The following is an 18013-nucleotide window of genomic DNA, read 5'->3' as shown; positions in this document are numbered from 1 at the left end:
TCACGTCCCCGGTGAGGGAATCGCTGGGGGCATGACAGATGACGCCATAGCGAGTGGGCTGTCAAAGGGAGACCCCGCAGGTCTCTCCGACGAAGAACGGCTTGCCCAGCTCGGCTACACGCAGGTTCTGGCCCGCCGCATGTCGGCGTTCTCCAACTACGCGGTCTCCTTCACGATCATCTCGGTCCTGTCGGGCTGCCTGACGCTGTACCTGTTCGGCATGAACACGGGCGGCCCGGCCGTGATCATGTGGGGCTGGGTGGCCGTAGGCCTGATGACGCTGTTCGTCGGCCTGTCGATGGCCGAGATCTGCTCGGCCTACCCGACGTCCGCGGGCCTGTACTTCTGGGCCCACCGCCTGGCGCCGCCGCGCACGGCCGCCGCCTGGGCGTGGTTCACGGGCTGGTTCAACGTCCTCGGCCAGGTCGCGGTGACCGCGGGCATCGACTTCGGGGCCGCGTCCTTCCTGGGCGCGTACCTGAACCTCCAGTTCGACTTCAAGGTGACGTCCGGCCGCACGGTGCTCCTGTTCGCCGCGATCCTGATCCTCCACGGCTTGTTGAACACGTTCGGCGTGAAGATCGTCGCTCTCCTCAACAGCGTGAGCGTGTGGTGGCACGTGCTGGGCGTCGGCGTGATCGTCGGCGCGCTGACCTTCGTCCCCGACCACCACCAGTCGACGAGCTTCGTCTTCACGAAGTTCGTGAACAACACGGGCTGGGGCAGCGGCGTCTACGTCGTCCTCCTCGGCCTCCTGATGGCGCAGTACACCTTCACCGGCTACGACGCCTCGGCCCACATGACGGAGGAGACGCACGACGCGTCGACGGCGGGCCCGAAGGGCATCGTCCGCTCCATCTGGACGTCGTGGATAGCCGGCTTCGTCCTCCTGCTGGGCTTCACGTACGCGATCCAGTCGTACGACGCGGAGCGGACGTCGGGGACGGGCGCGCCCCCGGCCCAGATCCTGCTGGACGCCCTGGGAGCAACCTCGGGCAAGCTGTTGCTGCTGGTCGTGATCGGCGCCCAACTGTTCTGCGGAATGGCCTCGGTCACGGCCAACAGCCGCATGATCTACGCCTTCTCGCGCGACGGAGCGCTGCCCTTCTCGCACATCTGGCACACGGTGAGCCCGCGCACCCGGACACCGGTCGCGGCGGTCTGGCTGGCGGCGGCGGGGGCGTTGGTCCTCGGCCTCCCCTACCTGATCAATGTGACGGCGTACGCGGCGGTCACGTCCATCGCCGTGATCGGCCTCTACATCGCGTACGTCATCCCGACCCTGCTACGGCTCGGCAAGGGGGACGACTTCCAGCGGGGGCCGTGGCACCTGGGCCGGTGGTCGCGGCTGATCGGGGTGGTGTCGGTGATCTGGGTGGCCGTGATCACGGTGCTGTTCATGCTGCCTCAGGTCTCACCGGTCACGTGGGAGTCCTTCAACTACGCGCCGGTGGCGGTGTTGGTGGTGCTGGGCTTCGCGGCGGTGTGGTGGCAGGCGTCGGCCCGACATTGGTTCCTGAACCCGGAGCACGCCCGCACGAAGGCGCGGGTGGCGGCGCGGGCCGGGGCTCCCGAACCGGTAGATCCGTAACAGTCCGGAACGCTCTGGAACAGTCCGGAACAGTCCGGACCTGTGGGTACCCCTGTTCCGGCCCTGCTCGCACCTTGCTCGCACCCTGTTCCAGCGTCCGGCGCGGCCGTGTCCCCGATACCCGATCGGAGACACGGCCACCTCCCGCTATGCTCGGGGAGGCAACATCGCCTGGGCCCTTAGCTCAATTGGCAGAGCAGTGGACTTTTAATCCATTGGTTGTGGGTTCGAGTCCCACAGGGCCTACCGGCGCGGGGGAGGGGAAACCCCTTCTGACCTGCTACGCAGCGTCCGGGTCGACTTCGGTCGACTCGGACGCTTCCTCGTTTTCGAGCCACTGCGTGAGCGATGCGTGAGCGGATGTGGCCGTGGCCTGCGGATTGGCTGCCGTTTGGGCGGACGGTTCGGCAGCCGCCTGACGCGACCGAGGGATCAGCTTCGCTGCCTTCTCGGCGATTTCGCGGTCCAGCTCAGGGAGCAGGCTCGTGTACGTGTCCGAGGTCAGCGTGATGGTGGAGTGCCGCAGTGTCTCCTTCACGGCGTGGATGTCGCCGCCGCCTCCGTGCGTGAGCGTCGCGGCGACGTGGCGTAGGTCCCGGAGGGTGATGGGCGGCAGGTCGGTCGTGGCGAGGATGCGGCGGAAGGTCTCGGAGACCGTCTCGGGGTGGAGCCAGGAGCCGTCCTCTTTGGTGAACACCTTGCCGGTGTCCTGCCAGGCGGTGTCCCACTTGGCGCGCTCCTTCTCCTGGCGGGCCTTGTGGTCGCGCAGCTCGGCGATCGTCGTGCTGTCGAGCGCGATCGTGTTCGCGCTGCCGTCTGTCTTGGGCTCCGACTCGTAGGGGTCCCAGCCGTCCACCACGATCTCCTTGGCGGGCGTGATGAGGCCGGCGTCGAGGTCGATCTCGTGCCAGTCCTGGCCGACCGCCTCGCCGCGCCGGAGGCCGCGGGTACCCATGAGGTGGAGAATCGCGTAAAGCCGGTCACCCTCGGCCGCGTCGAGGAAGGCACCGAACTGCTGTGGCGTCCACACCATGACCGGGCCGGGGATCTGACCCGTCTCTCGCCACCGCCGGACACGTTCATCGGTCCACAGGAGGGGCTTCGGGCGCTTGCCGGACTCCAACTCGACGTGGGACGCCGGGTTGAAGGTGATGAGTTGCTGGGCGATCGCGGAGTTCAGGGCCGCGCGGAGGGTGCGGCGGATCGCCTGACGGGATGCCGGACCGGTGATCTTCCGGAACGGCTTCATCTCTGCCAGCTTGGCCCGCTCGGCCGCCAGCAGCTTCCGCTCGGTTCCCACGGGGCGTCCGGGCTTGCTCGGCTTGCAGCGGGCGATCTGCTCGCGGCGGGCTTCGTTCTCGGCCGCGATCACCTCGTTCTCGTCGGCTATCGCGTCGAACATCTCCACCAAGTGACCGACGTTGAGCCGGTCGAGGCGTACATGCCCGATGCGCGGCTTCAAGTGGACGCGGATGTGGGAGGCGTAGCCGTTGAGCGTGGTCTTGCGGCGCTTCTTCGCGGCGAACCACTGGTCGAGCCACTCACCGACGGTGAGGCTGCCACGGAGGGCCAGGCCCGCCCGCAGCCGACGCCGGGTCTCCTCAATGGCGGGCAGCGGGGCCTTCTCGGTTGCGACCTCCTCCAGCAGGGCGACGAGGCGCTGGAGGCTGTCGGGGTCATCCTTGTCCGCCAGGGCGAGCAGGGCGCGGACGTGGTCGAGGTCCGACTGGGCGTCCTTCAGGGACTCGTAGCCGGCGCGGCTGAAGGAGCGGCGGGTGCCGTCTTCGTGCGGCGGGAGTTCCTGGCGCATGGAGTAGTAGCCGTGCTTGCGGCTGGAGAGCTTGGGGCAGTTCTTGCCGAGCGGCTTGCCGGTCTGTGCGTCACGGCAGTAGCAGCGGCGGTGGGTGGAGCCCTTCAAACGCGTTCCTCCGGCGTGGTGTTGGGGTCGGATTCGGGTGGGTCGACGTCGCTCAGAGCGGGTGGCAAGTGGGGTGGGGTGGCTCCCTCGTCGCGGAGGTCGCGGCGGAGGTGACGGAGGTTGTACTTGGCAGACAGGGCCTCGTCGGCATACTTGGTCCGCTTGCGCTCGGCGTCTTCCTGCTGGGCGCGGTTGCCTGCCGTCCTGGCTGCGAACCGCGCCCGTTCCTCCTCTTCGAGGGCGGCCAGGGCGGTGCGTACGAGGCTGTCGTGCAGTTCGAAGTCGGGGACCAGGCCCGCGTCGTACAGGGAGACCTCTTCCTCGCCAGTGAAGCGGCGGAGGGCGTCCCAGGTGGGCACGAGGTCCTGGAAGGGGAGTTCCTGGGTCTGCTCGACGTACCCGACCGGGAAGATCAGACAGACCGGGTACGTCTCCAGGGCGGCGGCCAGGACCATGACGTCCACCAGGGGAAGGCTGGCGCGGCGTCCGGATTCCATGTTGGCGATCACGTTGCGCGGGATGGGATGTCCCAGCCGCTCGCACGCGTCGGCTAGGTCCTGTGCGCTCCATCCCATCTCCTTCCTTCTGCGCCGGACTTCGCCGGCGACGTTGGCTTTGACCCGGTCCGCCCACTCGGGGACGTCGTCCTCATCAGGATCCACACCGCGTTGTGTCATGCAGACACATTAGCTTCCCGATGATGGTTGGTAGACGCCTGGAGCCGGACGTGAGGGTCGCGTTCGCCGAAGGCTGTACCGAAAGGGAGCGCACTGCATGCGCGAAGACGTGACGGCCGGCCGGATGAAGGGCTCGAAGGGGATGAGCCGGGAGGAGCTTCTCGCCCTCCCTGTGTCAGTTGACCTGGACACAGGCAACCGTGCTCTCGGGCTCGGGCGGAGCAAGGGGTACGAGCTGGCGAAGCGCGGCGAGTACCCCTGCAGGGTGCTGCGGCTGGGCAACGCCTACCGGGTCGTGACCGCGGATCTGCTCGATCTGCTGGGCTTGGCGGCGTGATGGCGCAGCACCGTAGCAAACCGTTCTGCGCTGAGCTGACACAGAAACGCTGGACTGTTGCCGGGTGTGGACGTACGGTCCGTGTTCCCTCGCGATGGCCGGGCGCCCGCGAGACGGGGATAGGCCCCCGGCGGTGCAACGCCGGAGGCCCGAGTAACCCCAACCGGCCCGTGAAGAACCAACCCGGCGGCCAGGGCGCACACGCCCGCCACCGCCAGAAAAGGAGCTGCCCCGTGGAACATGCGGGAGCCGAGCCCTATTCCGACTCCGACAAGCCCTCGTGGCCGCCCGTCACCGTCCCCGGCCAGCTCGGCCGCCACTCGGGCGAAGCGCCGACGTCCGCCAACGACGGTGCGCCTGACACCACTTCGGCAGATCGGCCTGCTGATGAGCCGGTGCCGGACCCTGAGCCGACGCCCGGCTCGGCGCTGCTGGACGAACTGCGTGCGCAGATAGCGAAGTTCGTGATCCTGCCTTCGCCGGAGGCGCTGGACGCGGTCACGCTGTGGGTGGCGGCGACGCATCTGCAGCCCGCGTGGCAGCACGCGCCGCGTCTGGCGGTGGTGGGACCGGCGAAGCGGTGCGGCAAGTCGCGGCTGCTGGACGTGCTGACCGAGACGGTCCACGAGCCGATGCTCACCATCAACACCACCCCGGCGGCCATCTTCCGGTCGATCACCGAGGAGAACCCGCCCACGCTTCTGGTGGACGAGGCGGACACCATCTTCGGCACTCCGAAAGTGGCCGAGAAGAACGAGGAGATGCGCGGCCTGCTCAACGCCGGTCACCAGCGCAACCGGTACGTCACCCGGGTTGTGGGCAACGACCACACCCCGCACCGCTTCGCGACCTTCGCCATGGCGGCCATCGCGGGGATCGGTGACCTGCCCGACACGATCATGGACCGGGCCATCGTGATCCGTATGCGGCGCCGGGCCGAGGGCGAGAAGGTCAAGCCCTTCCGCTCCCGCCGCGACATCCCGGCCCTGCATGAACTGCGGGACCGTATCGCTGCCTGGGCCAGGCCGTTGCTGGACGAGTCGGCAGAGCTGGAGCCGGTCATGCCGGTGGAAGACCGGGCGGCTGACACCTGGGAGCCCTTGGTCATCGTCGCCGATCTTGCCGCCGGGTCCTGGCCCCGTCGCGCCCGTACGGCGTGTGCGCGGATGGTGGCCACTGAGGTCGAGGCGGAGGAGGAGCGACCCGGCGGTGCCCGGATCCTCGCCGACATCCGCCGGGTCTTCGTCGCCCAGCGGGAGGCGGACAGCCTCTCCACGGACGAGCTGCTCTACCACCTGCGCAAGGACGCCGAGGCCCCGTGGGCGGAGTGGGGGCGCAGCGGGCTGGACTCCCGCGTTCTGGCACGGATGCTCAGCCCGTACGCCATCAAGCCCGGCAACGTCCGCCTCGCCGACGGAACCCAGCGCAAGGGCTACATGCGCAACAAGTTCCTCGACGCCTGGCGGCGCTACTGCCCCACCGTCCACCCGGTGGACGCCGGGCCTAGCACCTCCGCCTCGGGCTGAGCCCCGCATCCCCCCGGTGGCCGTCCCTGCCGTCCCTGCCGTGATCCCGCAGGTCAAACGGCATGCAGACAAGACGGCAACCGGGGGCAAGACGGCAACGCGATCATGAAGGCCGCGTTGCGGGACCGGGACCACGTCCCGATCCGTCTTGTGCCGTCCCGCCCGTCCCCGCCGTATCGCCGCAGGTCAGAGCGTCAACCGCTGGGACGGCACACCACCACTAAGCCGTCCCGGCCGATGCCGGAGAACGCCTCCGGCATCGGCCGGGACGGCAGACCAAACCCCGTGCCGTACCTGCCCTGACCTGCGCTTGCAACGGCCAAGACGGCAAAGACGGACCACACGCCGACGCCCAGGAGCACCCCGCTTGACGAACCTCTCCACCGCCAGCAACCCAGACGACCACCTTGACCAAGGACGGCCGACCACGACCCAGCAGGCCGCCGAGCGACTCACGCTCATCGCAGCGAGCGTGGTCATCGTGGCCCTCACCGCCGGCGGGTTCTGGCTCTCGTACGCGCATCTCGCCGAGGTCGCCGGACAACACGGACTCAGGAACTCCCCGGTCCGCCAGTGGGCCTGGCCCGCAACGCTGGACGCGTTCATCATCGCGGGCGAACTGCTCATGCTCCGCGCTGGTTTGCGTCAAGCGACCGACGGGTGGGCCATCGCCCTCACCGCCACCGGATCGGTCGGCTCGATCGCACTCAACGTGGCGGGCGTCAGTGGCACGAGCGGCACCGGCGCCGTGCCCCTGCTCGACTACGTGGTCGCGGCGGTCCCCCCGACTGCCGCGCTGCTGGCCTTCGGTGTCCTGATGCGACAGATCCACCAGCTCGTTGCCGAGCTCGCCGACGCCACTCAACGCCACAACACCGCCGACCGCAGCCGCAACAGCACCCAGATCGCCCGCCTTACAGAAGACGGTTCCGGTCAGCCGCAGCCAGCCGCTTTCGAAGTGGCGGACCGGCACTCCGACGTGGCGCGGGCTGCCACCAATCTGCCGGAGCTCCCGCATCCATCGGACGAGCCGGAAGACCAAGAGTCCAGCGCGGTCTCCGAGGAGTTCCTCACCATCGCCCGCACCGCGCCACTCGGACGAGGAGGCCGCGCTTCACGCCGCCACATCGAGGTGGCGATACGAGACAAGGGCCTGTCCATCGGCAGGGCCGACGCGGAAAAGGTCAAAGACGCCTTGCAGACCGAACTCGACGAAGCCGCCTCGCAGCGGCAGGCCGAAGGCGACAGGGCATCTGCCCGCGCCTTCTGAGACGACCGCTTCCCGCCCCACGAACGCGCCACGGAGAACCCCCTCATGCACGACCCGGGCTACGAACTCCCCACTACCCAACGGGAGATGACCGCCACCGCAACCCAGCCAGCAAGGTATCCCGTTGGACCGTCCAAGGGGCGGTCCAACGAGGGTGCCTCCGCCCCAGGGGTGGCGGAGGGGCTCGGGCACCAGGGGGTGCCCGAGGAGGACAAGCTCGTCGAGACCCCCGCCGATCCGCTGCCGCGAGCCGCCGATGCCGCTGCACTGCACCGCGTCGCCCGCCGCCGTCAGCGCGAATCCGTCCAGCGCAAAGAGCGTGTCGACGTGCGCTACAGCGCCGACGAGAAGACCGCGATCCTCGCCAAGGCCCGGTCCCTGAACATCGCCGGCGCCCACTACGTCGGCGCCGTCGTCATGGCCCACCTCCACGGCGAACTCGCCCTCCCCGGCCAGCGCACACCCCTCGACGACTACATCGACGAACTGACCGCCCTGCGCCGCGAGGTCGCCAGGATCGGCCGCAACGTCAACCAGATCGCCAAGAAGCTCAACTCCGGCGGCCATCCACACCCTGGGGACAACGCCATGCTGGCCCAGGTCGAACCCACCTTGGACGCAGTAGGCGCCACCGTCCGCCACATCGCGTCCGCCGCGAACCAAGCGGTCACCAAGAGGGCTGCCCGATGATCGCGAAGATCAGCGGCGGCACGGACACTGCCGGCCTGATCCGGTACCTGTTCGACACCAAGAGGGCCAAGGACCACACCGACCCCCACCTTGTGGCGTCCTGGGACGGCTTCGCCCCCGACCCCGGCCGCAGCGATGACTTCGACGCCACCAGGAGGCTCCTCGTCGCCGACCTCGACCTGCACGTCAAGCAGGCCCGGCGACTGGGCCGCGCCCCCGAGAAGCACACGTGGCACTGCTCGATCCGGGCCGCCGAGACCGACCGCATCCTCAATGACGAGGAGTGGGCCGACATCGCCCGCCGCGTCGTTGCCGCCACCGGCATCGCACCCGACGGAGATCCGGACGGCTGCCGATGGGTCGCCGTCCGCCATGCCCCCGACCACATCCACATCGCCGCCACCAAGGTCCGCGCCGACCTGCGTACGGCCCGCCACTGGAACGACTACCTCACCGCCGATCGCGAACTGGCCGCCGTCGAGAAGGAATACGGCCTCCTCCAGGTCGTACGTGGGGATCGCACGGCCGCCAAGCGGCCCACCCGCGCCGAGCAGGAAAAGGCCCGCCGCGCTGGCCAGGACAAGACCGCCCCGGAACGGTTGCGCGCCACCGTCCGCACCGCAGTAGCCGCCGCCTCCAGCATGGACGAGTTCGTCCACCTGCTCAGCCACCTCGACGGTGTGCTCGTCGAGGTCGTGCACTTCCCCTCCGGCGACGTGCGCGGCTACAAGGTCGCTCTCGCAGACGACGCAGAAGGCCCCATCTGGTACTCCGGCTCCAAACTCGCCCCGGACCTGTCCTTCCCCAAGATCCAGGAACGCCTGGCGTGTATGGACTCGCAGCCCATCGGCCGGCCGGGCCGGCACAAGCCCGACCCCTGGCACCAGGCCACCGCCGCCGCCGAGCGCATCCCGCACCATCTCCACCAGCCTGACGACCAAGCGTCCCAGGCTCACATAGCCGCCTTCGGCGAAGCCCTCGACGCTCTCCCCCTCCTCACGCCACAGGACATCCGCCCCCAACTCCGAGATGCAGCAACCGCGTTCGAACGCGCCACCCGCTCCCGCATCCGCGCCGAACACCACCACGCCCGCGCCCTGCGCGGCGCCGTCCGAGCGATGCTCCGCGATCCCACCCCCACGAACGGCGCGGCCCTGGCGATGTTCCTCGATGCCGCGATCCTCGTCGTCATCGCCGCCGCCCGCTGGCACCTGTTCCGCCACCACGACCAGCAAGTCGCCGCCGCCCACCAGACCTTGATCCACCTCCAGGCCGCCTACGACCAAACCGCAACCGCACCCCTGGCCGCCCTCGCCCAGCGCCGCCCGCCCCAGCAGACCGTGGACCGACACGTCCGCCACCTGCGCCAGGCCGCGCCCGATCACGTCCAGCAGGTCATCGAAGATCCCGCCTTCGGCGCCCTCACCGCCACCCTCGCCCAAGCCGAAGCCGCCGGCCACGACCCGGCACGGCTCCTCCAGCAGGCCGCAGAGCAGCGCGCCCTGGATGATGCCGGCTCTCCCGCACGGGTCCTGATCTGGCGCATCCAACGCCTCAGCGCACGACCGGCGCCCAGTGCACGAGCTCGCGCGGCACAGGCCCGTAGCACGGTGCGAGCGAGTAACGCAGCACAGCGCCCCAACACCGCGGACGACACGGCAGCCGCCGTTCCGTCCCCGCAGCCGCCGCCGGCACGGCGGCGCTGATCACGACCGCAGAGACAGCCTCGGAGCAAGCAGCTCCAGCACTTCCTCCCAGCGGTAGCGGTCGGCCCCGCCGCCGGCCTTCGGCCGGTGTGGCTCGTACGAGCCGATCAGGACGCCCATTTCGCGCAGCCGTTCCAGACTCTGGTGGTACGCGGGGTGGGCGGCCTGGGCCGAGTTCAGGTACGGCAGCACGGCGACCGGTACGCCCATGGCGGGTGCTTCGCACAGGATGCCCAGGGCGAGATTGTCGGAGATTCCGGCGGCCCATTTGTTGACGGTGTTGAACGTAGCCGGGGCGACCGCGATGGCGTCCGCGAGCCGGGTGGGGCGTGGGTCTCCGGTCGATCGCCAGGCTGAGCGGATGGGGTGGCCGGTCTGGGCCTCGACCGCCTCTACGTCGAGGAAGCCGAGTCCTTGCGGGGTGGCGACGACGCCGACGTCCCAGTGCCGTTCGTGCGCTGCTGTGATCAGCTTGCCGACGTCGGTGGCGACTCCGGCCGCGCAGACCACGATCTGCAGGAACGGCTGGTCGGGCTGGTCACTCACGCGGGCACTCCCAGTTGGCGGCTGAAGCGGTGCAGTTCGGGCAGTGCCCGGCGGCGGTCGCGGGCTGCCATGTCGGCGACCAGTTCGCGTACGGCCGGGCGGCGGATGTCCTGTGCCGCGCAGCTCTCGGCGATGCGCAGGGCCTGGTAGCCGTCGGCGAGTCTGCCCTGCTGACTGTAGGCGCGGGCGGTCTCCAGCCACAGCGCGGCCCGGCGTTCGGGGACGGGAATGTGCCGCCGCATGAGCGGCCGTGCTGCCTGGAGGGCGATGCCGGCGTCGCCGAAGGAGACGGCCGCGCTGACCTCGTGCAGGGCGACGTTGGTGGGGCTGAAGTTCGCCCAGGCGTCGGGCCGGTCGAAGGCGACGTAACGGGCGACCTCCTTGGCCTCGGTGAGGAAGTCCTGGGTGGTGGCGCGGTCGCCGTTTCTGCTGGCGGCGGTCGCCCCGCGGAGCAGCAGTAGGCCCATCGCCGCCAGGTACCGGGGCGAGCGCTGGTCGTAGGAGCCGGTGAGCTGGTCGGCGGTGTGGCGGACCATGTTCACGGCCTGCGCGGTGTGCCTCTCACGGACGAGGACGTGCGCGTGAACGCGGACACTGGCGGCGAGGGCGATGGGATCTCCGGACCGCTCCGCCTCGGCCATGGCCCGGCCCGCCGCGAGCCAGGCGTTGCCTTGATCGGCTCGCTTCAGCATCAGGCTCACCGATGTCTGATACGCGGTCGCCAGCAGCGCGGACGCCTCCGCCGGGTCCGCCGAGCCGCCGCCGGTCTGGCGCAGGTCGGCGATCAGACCCGGCAGGGTCCGCTCCAGCTCCGTGTAGTCGCAGGTGCAGAACAAGCGGCGTACGGCCCGTGTCCGCTCACGAAGCTGCTCGATGCCCAGCGGCTCGCCTGTGGCTTCGGGGCTCGTGCCTGGCAGCAGGACCCGAATCAGTTCGTGATGCCCTACAGCGGACGGAGAAGGAGCCGCGAGTGCTGCGATGCCTGCGGCGAGGAAACTACGGCGGTGCATGTCCTCTGTCTCAAGGTCGGAGGGATGGGCGTCCGAGGCGGCAGAGAGGCCCAGTTGCTGGGGCGGGATGCCCAGCACCTGTGCGATCTCGCGCAGCATGCGAACGTCTTCCGTGCCTCTGCCGCTCTCCAGACGGCTCACCTTGGACTGGTGATACCCCAGTGCGGCGGCAACGTCCTTCTGAGAGCGCCCCTGTAACACGCGTGCTCGACGGATCAGTTCACCGATCCGTCTCGCCTCGCCCTGCGCTTCGGCCATCTGTGCCACGGCTCCTCCTGCCGTCGCGATCCTGCCTGCTCAACCGAGCGTAATGGAACGGCAGTTGACCGTGATGCACCTCCTGCATAAGTGATGCGGCCCTGGCACACCGCCTGGTCCCGATGGGTCACGACAGCGTTCGGTGGAGTGACCGCGCCGATCCAGGAGGCCGCTCATGGAAGTGCATCAGATCCGTTTCCCCGTCTCCGGCACGCCAGTCGGTGCCGCGTCCGCGCGTCGGCAACTCGCAGACGGGATACGGGAATGGGGCGCCTTCCTCGATCCAGAACTCCTGGACACGGCGGAACTGGTGGCCGGCGAGCTGATCACGAACGCGGTGCGGCACGCGGGCGACGGACCGATCGCAGCCGGCGCCCGCCTGGGCGACGAAGGTCTGCTGATCGAGGTGACCGACGCCGGCTCCGACCTCCCACGGGTCGGCCTGCCGGATCCGGACGAGGAGGGCGGACGGGGCCTCTTCCTCGTCGCCGAACTCGCGGATCACCACGGATTCGACCTGATGCCGTCCGGTAAACGCTGCTGGGCCGAGTTCAAGGTCAGCGTCCCACTCCCACCCGTAACGCACCTTCCTTCGCAGAGGAGTTGACTGTTGACAGCCCTACGGAACCCCCTGGTCGCCGCCGAAGTGGTCGCTGTTCGCCCCGGCGCCCCGCTTGCCGGTTCGGTCACCGTCGACGGGTCCAAGAACGCGGCTCTCCCCCTGCTCGCCGCCGCTGCGGCCCTGCACCGCCCGGTGCAGCTCGACAACGTCCCGGCGAACACGGACGTCGAGACGATGCTCGCCCTGCTCCAGCAGGCCGGCTGGCACACGCCCCGCTCGGTGAGCGATCCGCACACCACGGTGATCCTGCCGAGCGACAGGCCCCAACCGGGCCCTGATCCGGAGGTCGCCGCTCGTATCCGGGCCTCGTACTACCTCGTACCGGCCTTGTTGGGCGCGTACGGGCGGGCCCGGCTGCCGTGGCCGGGCGGCTGCCGGATCGGTGAGCGTGGGATGGAGCAGCACTTCAAGGTCTACGAGAGCTTCGGCGACCGTACGACCGTCGATGACCACGGCTATCTCGTGGAAGCGGCTGCATCCGGGGCCGGAACAGTGTCCTTGGTGCTGCCCTTCCGCTCCCGCGGAGCGACCGTCGTCGCCCTCCTGCGCGCCGTCGTCGCCGGACGGCCGCTGCGGCTGGGGCAGCCCAACCTCTCGCCCGAGGTACTCACCGTCGTGGAGACGTTGCAGGGGGCCGGGTGGGAGTGCCGGGTCAGCGAGGGCGTCCTGGCCGTCATACCGCCTACGTCGGTCTCGGACGAGACCGTCGTCTGGACGGTGCCCGGCGACAAGGTCGAAGCCGGAACACTGGCTTGCGCGGTGGCAGCGACCGGGGGTGACGCCCGCATCCGCGGTGTACGCGGTGACGACATCGCTCCTCTGGTCAGCGCCCTGCAGTGGCTGGGCATCCCCGCCGGTGTCGAAAGGGACGCCCTCATCGTCCAGGCCCACGCCGCAGAGCCGACCGGCCGAGCGCTGCGAGCCGTCGCGTCCCTTGCCCCCGACGGCCTCGACGCCGACTTCGAACCATCCTTGATGGCTCTGGCCCTCGGGCTCCCCGGCACCCACCTGTTCGCCGACGCCATCAATCCCGGCCGCCACGGCAACCTGCTGCCCCAACTCGTACGCCTGGGCGCCGAGATCCACGAACTCTCGCCCACCGAGTGCCGCCTGACCGGTCCCCAGCATCTGACTGGCGCCGGCGTGGAGGCCACCGACATCCGTACGGGCTCCGCCCTGCTCATCGCCGGACTTACCGCGCGCGGTGTCACCACCCTTGGCGGCCTCGAACAGCTCCGGCGTGGCCATGCGGACCTGCCCACCAAGCTGCACACCCTGGGTGCCGATATCTGCGAGGTGACCCCATGAACCGACGACTCCAGAGGATCACCGCCACGACCGACGTCCACTCCGCCTTCGACAAGGCCGCGCCGATGCTCAGCCATCTCCACGCCGCGCGGGCCGACAGCCTGATCGTGGACTGCGGTGACTTCTTCGAAGGCAGCGGCTTCTACCGCTTCGGCCAAGGCCAGCTCGAACGCGATGCCCTCACCAGCCTGTACGACCTGATCGCCCCGGGAAACCACGGCTGGCCGCACTACTTCGAACCGGCACTGCACGAGATGACCGTGTGCGCGAACACGACCGATGACAACGGGAGCCCGCTCTTCGACCGCTTACGCATCAAACGCATCGGCGGCCGTCGAGTCGCCGTCACCGCGGTGCTCGGCCCGCAGGCGTTCAACGCGATCCCCGCCGGCCAACGTGCTGGACACCGGGTCACCGATCCGGCCCAGGCGCTTCGTGAGGTGATGCTGGAGCACCACCACCGTGCCGACGCCTGGATCGTGCTGTCGCACTCCGGCTTCGGCGAAGACCTGAAGCTGGCCGCCGCCTGCCCGTTCGCGGACGTCATCTTCGCCGGACACTGCCACAGCGATGCCTACGGGCCACTGCCCGTCGGCGACACCCTCGTGGTCAAAGGGCGCGAACTCGGCGTGGGATACGCCGTTGCCGAGCTCGTCGGCGGCGGCTGGGCCGCTCGTACATGCACCTTCCCCGAAACCTCCGTGGTCCCCGCAGAACTCGTCCCACCGCTGGAGAAGATCGCCTTCATCGGGCGTGCGTTGTCGAACCCGCTCGGCATCGTGAACGAGCCCTACCAGAACGCCCTGTTGGACCGGCGCCTCCTCCTGGACGAGATCGCCGCCCGCCTGCACACCGGCCTCGGCGCGGACGCGGTCATCCTCAACGAGACCGCCCTGCGCTCTGTACCACTCGGCGACATCCTCACCCTTGGCGATCTGCTGGCCATCGAGCCCTTCGACAACCAACTCGTCCACGCCTTCCTCCCCGACGTACATGCCGAGGACCACGACACGCTGCTCACTCATCTCACGGAACGCACCGGCCCGCTGGTCGTCGCCCCCACGCTGCTGCCGCCGACCGTACGCAGTGTGCTGACCACCGACTACATCGCCGACAGCTATCTCGGCGGACGAACAACCCATCAGGCTGGCCTGCGACTTGTTGACGCGGTGCGCCGCGTCCTGGCCACTCCGTTCCCTGACTCCGCCGACTCCATCGAAGGGGACGGACAGTGATCCTCACCGGGCCCGAGATCAACGCGGCCGTCGCCGACGGCCGTCTGCGCATCACACCGTTCGACCCGGAACAGACCAACCCCAACAGCTACAACGTCCGCCTCGGACCGACTCTGCTGACGTACGAAACCAGCATCCTCGACGCCCACTGCCCCAACCCCACTCGCTCGATCCGGATCGACGCGGACGGATATGTCCTCCAGCCCGGCGAGCTGTACCTCGGCCACACCACAGAGGTGGTCGGCTCGGATCTCTTCGTCCCGCTGCTCTTCGGCCGTTCCTCGGTCGGCCGCCTCGGCCTGTTCGTCGAGATCACGGCGCCCATCGGCGACATCGGTTTCCATGGCCAGTGGACCCTGATGCTCTCCCCTGTCCGCCCGCTGCGGGTGTACGCGGGCATGAAGATCGGGCAGATCATGTTCTTCGTCTCCACCGGAGACATCGACCTGTACCGCGGCAAGTACCAGGACGCGTCAGGCCCACAGTCCTCCCGCTACTGGCGGGACGCCGCCCGTATCCGGGCGGTCGCGTCGTGATCCTCACCGGCCCCGCCATCGCCACCGCCCTCTGGGCCGGCGAGATCACGATCGACCCGTACGACCCCGCCCGCCTCTCCCCGAACGCCTACGACTGGCGACTCGGCGACACGATCCGCGCCTGCGACGGCGATCTGGATGCCGCAGTACCCACCACATTCACCGAACAGTCCATCCCCGCCACGGGCATGGTCCTGGAGCCCTCGGTTCTCTACCTCGGCGTCACGTTGGAGAAGACCGGCTCGGAGACGTACGCACAGATACTCAACGGGGATCGCACCATCGGTTCGCTGGGCATCTGGGTCCATGTCTCCGCCCCACTCGGCCACCAGGGTCACGCGATCCGCTGGACCCTGGAGATCCGCGCCGCCAGACCCGTCCGCATCTATCCGGGCATGACCTTCGGCAAGCTCGTCTTCCTCACCGCCTTCGGTACCCCGGCCAGCTACCAGCAACAGGCCGCCAAGTACGCGGCTACGGACGGCATCGAGATCTCCCGCCTCTACGAAGAGATCCCCGGAGGTGTCGTATGAGCCCCCGTCCGACCACCGGGCCGCTGGCCGCCACGTTCCTGGACCTGCCCGCCGGAAGCCCTGGCGGCAGCGTCGAACTCTTCCTCGACCTCTACACCGGCGCCCAACCCCTCATCCCGGCACGCGCTTTCATGCTCGCCCCGTCAGCCCTCAGACCCCGTCTACCGGACGGCCTCGACCTGGTGTCCGTACCCGGCAAATGCCTGGCAGGCACCGCTTTCAGCCGCTACGTCGCGGCCCTTCGCAAGGCTCTCGCAGCCGCGGTCGACCCGGCCCAGATCGATGTCCTGCACCTGCAACACCTCGCCTTCGGCGCCAGCCCCGCCCTGATCCGGGCCTTGCCCCTGCATCCCCGCATCGCCCTGGTCCACGGCACGGACCTGATCTTCGCCGAGACCCACCGCGACCAGCTCCACGTCCTGCGAGAGACTGTCAGAGCCGCCGACGCCATCGTGGTGCCCACCGGCGCGATGGCCGACCACCTCCGCAAACTCGCCCCGCAGGTAGACCGCCGAAAGATCACCCACATCCCCTGGGGCATCCCCGACGACCTGCTCACCAATCCGCCAGCGCGGCCCGCCCGCAACTCCACCAGCCATCTACGGCTCCTGTACGCGGGGCGGCTGACCGCCGAGAAGGGCGTCGAGTCCCTGATCAAAAGCCTGGCGCCCGTGCCGGGCGTCGAGTTGAGCATCGCCGCGCCCCGGGCTCAGTTCCGTGCCCTGGCCCCGCTGCTGCAACGGGCCGGCATAAGGGCCCGCTATCTCGGCTGGCTCCGCCGTCCACAGCTGTGGAAAGCGTTCACCGAGCACGACGTCCTGGTCATGCCCTCCACCACCCTGGAAGCCATGGGTCTGGTCGCACTGGAGGCCCAAGCCTGCGGACTGCCAGTCCTGTACCAACCGGTGCCCGGCCTCAGCGAGAGCCTCGCCGCTTCGGGCGCGGCCACCGACTTCACCCACTCCGCCACCCTCGCCCGCGACCTCGACCGCCTGCGAACCTCGCCCGGTCTGCTGTCCGCCCTGCGACAGACGGGCCACGCGAACGCCGCACGCTATCCGCTCTCGGCAACCGCACGATCCCTGACCGACCTTGGCCGCCAGCTCACCTGAACTCCACTACGGACAGTTCGACACGTCGCTCCCGGCCCGCTCCGCGAACATCACTACGCTGACCGACGGGATGCCCCGGCGAACAGGGAGACCATGACGTACGACAGCGACCACATCGAAGCCCTGTTGGACGAGGGCGTCCGCGAGAAGGTGTACCCCGGGGCCGTGTGGGCCGTCGGCGACGCCGCTGGTACCCGCGACCAAGGCGGCACCGGCCTCCTCGACCCCGACGAACCCGACGCACCGATGCGCGCCGACACCGTCTTCGACGCTGCCAGCCTCACCAAGATCCTCGCCGTCTGGTCCTCCATCGGGGCCCTGTGGGAGGAAGGCAAGCTCGATCTCGACTCTCCCCTCGGCGCCTTCTGGTCCGAGGTCCAAGGCCAGCCGCTCGGAGCCGCGACCGCACGCCACTTGCTGACCCACACCGCCGGTGTCCCGCTCCGAGCCCAGCTCAGGAACTCGTACGGCAGCGACCCTCAGGATGTCCGCGACGGAGTCCTGCACGAGGCCCTTCACCGCAGGCCCGGCGAAGCGGTCGAGTACACCGACCGAGCCGCCCTCATCCTCGGCTACCTCGCCGAACACCTCTCCGGACAACGCCTCGATCGGCTCGCCACAGAACGAACCTGGCAGCCGCTGGGCATGAACTCCACCCGTTTCGGGCCACTGCCCGCCGAGATCGCCGCCCGGTGTGCGCCGACCGAACTCGACCAGGAGACCAACACTCACCTCAAAGGCGTTGCCCACGACTTCTCCGCCCGCCTCCTGGGCGGGGTGTGCGGCATCGCCGGCGCCTTCACCGTCCTCGACGACCTCACTGTCTTCCTGCGCCACATGCTGGTCGGCGCTGCCGCCGAGGACCGGGCTGTATTCGGTGATGCCTGGACCGCGGAGTCGCTGACCGTCCAGACCGGCACCCTGGAACCCGTACGCGGCCTGTTCTGGCACCCCGCCCCCAGCACCTGCCCCGACGACGACATCTGGGTCCACTACGGCTTCACCGGAACCGGCATGTGGATCTCGCCCCGGCAGCAGCGTTGGGCAGTGCTACTGACCAACAAGCTCTACTACACCCGCGATCGACAGCCCCTCACCGAAGTCCGGAATGCCTTCCGCGCCATGGCATTTCACTGAC

General features: G+C 69.2%; 17 protein-coding genes and 1 tRNA gene. 14 read left to right on the top strand and 4 right to left on the bottom strand.

What is annotated here, in order from left to right; genetic code table 11:
* Positions 1-31 precede the first annotated feature (31 nt).
* Both AB0M63_RS10145 and AB0M63_RS10140 read left to right on the top strand, forming a co-directional pair.
* Positions 32-1591, top strand: coding sequence for an amino acid permease (locus AB0M63_RS10145; RefSeq protein WP_355925427.1), 1560 nt, complete (start codon positions 32-34; stop codon positions 1589-1591).
* Between the two features lie 173 nt (positions 1592-1764).
* A tRNA-Lys gene (locus tag AB0M63_RS10140) sits at positions 1765-1837 on the top strand.
* A 34-nt stretch (positions 1838-1871) separates the two neighbouring features.
* Here the strand turns inward: AB0M63_RS10140 and AB0M63_RS10135 are convergent.
* Together AB0M63_RS10135 and AB0M63_RS10130 are read right to left on the bottom strand one after the other, a co-directional pair.
* Positions 1872-3509, bottom strand: a complete 1638-nt coding sequence (locus AB0M63_RS10135; RefSeq protein WP_366019064.1) for a site-specific integrase — start codon at positions 3507-3509, stop codon at positions 1872-1874.
* The gene (locus AB0M63_RS10130) at positions 3506-4186 is read right to left on the bottom strand and encodes a helix-turn-helix transcriptional regulator (protein ID WP_366019063.1); all 681 of its coding nucleotides are present in this window, start codon (positions 4184-4186) and stop codon (positions 3506-3508) included. Before AB0M63_RS10130 ends, AB0M63_RS10135 begins: the two co-directional genes overlap by 4 nt.
* Before the next feature lie 97 nt (positions 4187-4283).
* Between AB0M63_RS10130 and AB0M63_RS10125 the strand changes: the two genes are divergently transcribed.
* The 5 genes from AB0M63_RS10125 (at position 4284) to AB0M63_RS10105 (ending at position 9715) form a co-directional block, all read left to right on the top strand.
* On the top strand, positions 4284-4523 hold the full coding sequence (locus AB0M63_RS10125) for a hypothetical protein (RefSeq protein WP_366019062.1): 240 nt from the start codon (positions 4284-4286) through the stop codon (positions 4521-4523).
* 233 nt (positions 4524-4756) lie between these two features.
* The gene (locus AB0M63_RS10120) at positions 4757-6049 is read left to right on the top strand and encodes a DUF3631 domain-containing protein (RefSeq protein WP_366019061.1); all 1293 of its coding nucleotides are present in this window, start codon (positions 4757-4759) and stop codon (positions 6047-6049) included.
* A 367-nt stretch (positions 6050-6416) separates the two neighbouring features.
* Positions 6417-7319 carry a DUF2637 domain-containing protein gene (locus tag AB0M63_RS10115; RefSeq protein ID WP_366019060.1) on the top strand — a complete coding sequence of 301 codons (903 nt, stop codon included), beginning with the start codon at positions 6417-6419 and terminating at the stop codon, positions 7317-7319.
* Positions 7320-7364: 45 nt separating this feature from the next.
* Positions 7365-8009: a MobC family plasmid mobilization relaxosome protein gene (locus AB0M63_RS10110; protein ID WP_366019059.1), complete on the top strand. Its 645-nt coding sequence runs from the start codon at positions 7365-7367 to the stop codon at positions 8007-8009.
* Entirely contained in the window at positions 8006-9715 is a 1710-nt protein-coding gene (locus tag AB0M63_RS10105; protein ID WP_366019058.1) for a mobilization protein, read from the top strand. The genes AB0M63_RS10110 and AB0M63_RS10105 overlap by 4 nt, the downstream gene beginning before the upstream one ends.
* On the opposite strand, the gene AB0M63_RS10100 is transcribed toward AB0M63_RS10105, so the two are convergent.
* Complete coding sequence (locus AB0M63_RS10100) at positions 9716-10261, bottom strand: flavoprotein (protein ID WP_366019057.1); 546 nt, start codon at positions 10259-10261, stop codon at positions 9716-9718.
* A complete protein-coding gene (locus tag AB0M63_RS10095; protein WP_366019056.1) occupies positions 10258-11529 on the bottom strand; it encodes a helix-turn-helix transcriptional regulator in 1272 nt (423 codons plus the stop codon). Before AB0M63_RS10095 ends, AB0M63_RS10100 begins: the two co-directional genes overlap by 4 nt.
* Positions 11530-11704: 175 nt before the next feature.
* Here AB0M63_RS10095 and AB0M63_RS10090 point away from each other — a divergent pair, with 175 nt between their 5' ends.
* The 7 genes from AB0M63_RS10090 to AB0M63_RS10060 all read left to right on the top strand — a co-directional run bounded on the left by AB0M63_RS10090 (position 11705) and on the right by AB0M63_RS10060 (position 18012).
* Positions 11705-12136, top strand: coding sequence for an ATP-binding protein (locus tag AB0M63_RS10090; RefSeq protein WP_366019055.1), 432 nt, complete (start codon positions 11705-11707; stop codon positions 12134-12136).
* A gap of 39 nt (positions 12137-12175) precedes the next feature.
* On the top strand, positions 12176-13459 hold the full coding sequence (locus tag AB0M63_RS10085; protein ID WP_366019466.1) for a UDP-N-acetylglucosamine 1-carboxyvinyltransferase: 1284 nt from the start codon (positions 12176-12178) through the stop codon (positions 13457-13459).
* The gene (locus AB0M63_RS10080; RefSeq protein WP_366019054.1) at positions 13456-14694 is read left to right on the top strand and encodes a metallophosphoesterase; all 1239 of its coding nucleotides are present in this window, start codon (positions 13456-13458) and stop codon (positions 14692-14694) included. The genes AB0M63_RS10085 and AB0M63_RS10080 overlap by 4 nt, the downstream gene beginning before the upstream one ends.
* Entirely contained in the window at positions 14691-15230 is a 540-nt protein-coding gene (dcd, locus tag AB0M63_RS10075) for a dCTP deaminase (RefSeq protein WP_366019053.1), read from the top strand. The genes AB0M63_RS10080 and dcd overlap by 4 nt, the downstream gene beginning before the upstream one ends.
* A complete protein-coding gene (locus tag AB0M63_RS10070) occupies positions 15227-15763 on the top strand; it encodes a deoxycytidine triphosphate deaminase (RefSeq protein ID WP_366019052.1) in 537 nt (178 codons plus the stop codon). Before dcd ends, AB0M63_RS10070 begins: the two co-directional genes overlap by 4 nt.
* A complete protein-coding gene (locus AB0M63_RS10065; RefSeq protein ID WP_366019051.1) occupies positions 15760-16875 on the top strand; it encodes a glycosyltransferase family 4 protein in 1116 nt (371 codons plus the stop codon). The genes AB0M63_RS10070 and AB0M63_RS10065 overlap by 4 nt, the downstream gene beginning before the upstream one ends.
* A gap of 93 nt (positions 16876-16968) precedes the next feature.
* Positions 16969-18012 carry a serine hydrolase domain-containing protein gene (locus AB0M63_RS10060; protein ID WP_366019050.1) on the top strand — a complete coding sequence of 348 codons (1044 nt, stop codon included), beginning with the start codon at positions 16969-16971 and terminating at the stop codon, positions 18010-18012.
* Position 18013 lies beyond the last annotated feature (1 nt).

It is taken from the genome of Streptomyces sp. NPDC051576 (genome assembly GCF_040681835.1).
Lineage (GTDB): Bacteria > Actinomycetota > Actinomycetes > Streptomycetales > Streptomycetaceae > Streptomyces.
Note: the sequence above shows the minus strand (reverse complement) of the source record. Positions and strands in the feature narration are given on the sequence as shown.

What these genes read in the sequence shown, in the direction of transcription:
- AB0M63_RS10095 (WP_366019056.1), bottom strand. Translation starts at nt 11,529, where the DNA reads ATGGCCGAAGCGCAGGGCGAGGCGAGACGGATCGGTGAACTGATCCGT.
- AB0M63_RS10090 (WP_366019055.1), top strand. Translation starts at nt 11,705, where the DNA reads ATGGAAGTGCATCAGATCCGTTTCCCCGTCTCCGGCACGCCAGTCGGT.
- AB0M63_RS10110 (WP_366019059.1), top strand. Translation starts at nt 7,365, where the DNA reads ATGCACGACCCGGGCTACGAACTCCCCACTACCCAACGGGAGATGACC.
- AB0M63_RS10105 (WP_366019058.1), top strand. Translation starts at nt 8,006, where the DNA reads ATGATCGCGAAGATCAGCGGCGGCACGGACACTGCCGGCCTGATCCGG.
- AB0M63_RS10125 (WP_366019062.1), top strand. Translation starts at nt 4,284, where the DNA reads ATGCGCGAAGACGTGACGGCCGGCCGGATGAAGGGCTCGAAGGGGATG.
- AB0M63_RS10130 (WP_366019063.1), bottom strand. Translation starts at nt 4,186, where the DNA reads ATGACACAACGCGGTGTGGATCCTGATGAGGACGACGTCCCCGAGTGG.
- AB0M63_RS10065 (WP_366019051.1), top strand. Translation starts at nt 15,760, where the DNA reads ATGAGCCCCCGTCCGACCACCGGGCCGCTGGCCGCCACGTTCCTGGAC.
- AB0M63_RS10060 (WP_366019050.1), top strand. Translation starts at nt 16,969, where the DNA reads ATGACGTACGACAGCGACCACATCGAAGCCCTGTTGGACGAGGGCGTC.
- AB0M63_RS10080 (WP_366019054.1), top strand. Translation starts at nt 13,456, where the DNA reads ATGAACCGACGACTCCAGAGGATCACCGCCACGACCGACGTCCACTCC.
- AB0M63_RS10145 (WP_355925427.1), top strand. Translation starts at nt 32, where the DNA reads ATGACAGATGACGCCATAGCGAGTGGGCTGTCAAAGGGAGACCCCGCA.